Source organism: Blautia sp. HCN-20427 (genome assembly GCF_037890365.1).
GTDB lineage: Bacteria > Bacillota > Clostridia > Lachnospirales > Lachnospiraceae > Blautia.
The window spans coordinates 1-2,945 of the sequence record NZ_JBBKBX010000049.1 but is presented as its reverse complement, the minus strand read 5'-3'; the positions used below and the strand labels follow the sequence as shown (position 1 = coordinate 2,945).

General features: G+C 52.6%; 1 rRNA gene. It reads left to right on the top strand.

What is annotated here, in order from left to right:
* The first annotated feature begins 59 nt into the window (after window positions 1-59).
* Window positions 60-2,945 (top strand): 23S ribosomal RNA (locus WKT17_RS16070).

Here is a 2,945-nt window from a genome sequence, read left to right as displayed (position 1 = left end):
CAAGTAGAGAAACCAAGAAACAACAAGCCGTCAGATATTAACGCTATAGTATCTGAAGAGGCCAAGCAAGAAAGAGCGCAGGGCGGATGCCTTGGCACTAAGAGCCGATGAAAGACGTGATAAGCTGCGATAAGCTTCGGGGAGGAGCAAATATCCAATGATCCGGAGATTTCTGAATGGGGAAACCCACATGAGAAGACCTCATGTATCCATACGCCAATCCATAACGTATGGAGGGGAACCCGGTGAACTGAAACATCTAAGTAGCCGGAGGAGAAGAAAGAAACCTCGATTTCCTAAGTAGCGGCGAGCGAACGGGAAAGAGCCCAAACCAGCGTGCGTGCATGCTGGGGTTCGGACTGCGGGATTGATTCGTCAAGGGTAATGGAACGGTTTTGGGAAAGCCGGCCAGAGAGGGTGAAAGCCCCGTACATGAAACCAGAGACGACATGGCAGTATCCAGAGTACCACGAGACACGGGAAACCTTGTGGGAATAAGCGGGGACCACCCCGTAAGGCTAAATACTCCTTAGTGACCGATAGTGCATAGTACTGTGAAGGAAAGGTGAAAAGGACCCCGGGAGGGGAGTGAAAGAGAACCTGAAACCCTGTGTTTACAAGCTGTGGAACCTCATTATTGGAGGAACCGCGTACTTTTTGTAGAACGGTCCGGCGAGTTGTGCATACTGGCAAGGTTAAGCACCAAAGGTGCGGAGCCGTAGGGAAACCAAGTCTTAACAGGGCCAGAGTCAGTATGTGCAGACCCGAAACCGGGTGATCTATCCATGTCCAGGTTGAAGCTGCCGTAAAAGGCAATGGAGGACCGAACGCACATCCGTTGAAAAGGGTGGCGATGAGGTGTGGATAGGGGAGAAATTCCAATCGAACCCGGAGATAGCTGGTTCTCCTCGAAATAGCTTTAGGGCTAGCCTCGGCAAAGGTTTATGGAGGTAGAGCACTGAATTTCCTAGGGGGCGTCAAAGCCTACCGAAGAATATCAAACTCCGAATGCCATGAAACTGATTGCCGGGAGTCAGACTATACGAGATAAGTTGGATAGTCAAAAGGGAAAGAGCCCAGACCTCCAGCTAAGGTCCCAAAGTACGTGTTAAGTGGAAAAGGATGTGGGATTTCGAAGACAACCAGGATGTTGGCTCAGAAGCAGCCATACATTCAAAGAGTGCGTAATAGCTCACTGGTCGAGAGGTCCTGCGCCGAAAATGTCCGGGGCTGAAACACGACACCGAAGCTGAGGAATCCTGAAAAGGATTGGTAGAGGAGCATTGCATAAGGGAAGAAGCAGTACCGTAAGGAGCTGTGGACTTTATGGAAGAGAGAATGCCGGAATGAGTAGCGAGATAGAGGTGGGAATCCTCTAGGCCGAATATCCAAGGTTTCCAGGGTAAAGCTGATCTGCCCTGGGTAAGTCGGGGCCTAAGGCGAGGTCGAAAGACGTAGCCGATGGACAACAGGTTGAAATTCCTGTACTGCAGTATGACAGAACTGTGGGGACACGTGTGGAGAGCATAGGCGCGGAATGGAAAGCCGCGTGCAAGCGAGGTAGGGGTCACATAGGAAAATCCGTGTGGCAACCCGAAGACGTGAAGCGGACCGAAAAGAAGTAGGGAAGTATGTGAGCCATGCGTCGAGAAAAGCCGCTATTGTTTGTACTGTACCCGTACCGTAAACCGACACAGGTGGATGAGGAGAGAATCCTAAGGCCGGCGGAAGAAGCATTGTCAAGGAACTCGGCAAAATGACCCCGTAACTTCGGGAGAAGGGGTGCCACAGAGATGTGGCCGCAGAGAATAGGCTCAAGCAACTGTTTAGCAAAAACACAGGTCTATGCAAAACCGAAAGGTGAGGTATATGGGCTGACGCCTGCCCGGTGCTGGAAGGTTAAGAGGAGAGGTTAGCTTCGGCGAAGCTTTGAATTTAAGCCCCAGTAAACGGCGGCCGTAACTATAACGGTCCTAAGGTAGCGAAATTCCTTGTCGGGTAAGTTCCGACCCGCACGAAAGGCGTAATGATTTGAGCGCTGTCTCGACAATGCATCCGGTGAAATTGAAGTACCAGTGAAGATGCTGGTTACCTGCGCCAGGACGGAAAGACCCCATGGAGCTTTACTCCAGTTTGGTACTGGGACTCGGTATTGCATGTACAGGATAGGTGGGAGGCTGAGAACACATGACGCCAGTTGTGTGGGAGCCGCTGTTGGGATACCACCCTTGCAGTATTGGGTTTCTAACCAGCCGCCGTAAGCCGGCGGTGGGACAATGCCAGGCGGGGAGTTTGACTGGGGCGGTCGCCTCCGAAAGGGTATCGGAGGCGCCCAAAGGTTCCCTCAGAATGGTCGGAAACCATTCGAAGAGTGCAAAGGCAGAAGGGAGCTTGACTGCGACACCGACGGGTGGAGCAGGTACGAAAGTAGGGCTTAGTGATCCGGTGGTATTAAGTGGGAATGCCATCGCTCAACGGATAAAAGCTACCCTGGGGATAACAGGCTTATCACTCCCAAGAGTTCACATCGACGGAGTGGTTTGGCACCTCGATGTCGGCTCATCGCATCCTGGGGCTGTAGTAGGTCCCAAGGGTTGGGCTGTTCGCCCATTAAAGCGGTACGCGAGCTGGGTTCAGAACGTCGTGAGACAGTTCGGTCCCTATCCGGCGTGGGCGTAGGATATTTGAGAGGAGCTGCCCTTAGTACGAGAGGACCGGGGTGGACGGGCCGCTGGTGTATCTGTTGGTTTGCCAAAGCCATGGCAGAGTAGCCAAGCCCGGCAGGGATAAACGCTGAAGGCATCTAAGCGTGAAGCCCCCCTCAAGATGAGATATCCCATTCGGAAGAAGTAAGACCCCTTGAAGACGACGAGGTAGATAGGGCAGAGGTGGAAGTGCAGCAATGTATGGAGCTGACTGCTACTAATCGGTCGAGGGCTTGACCT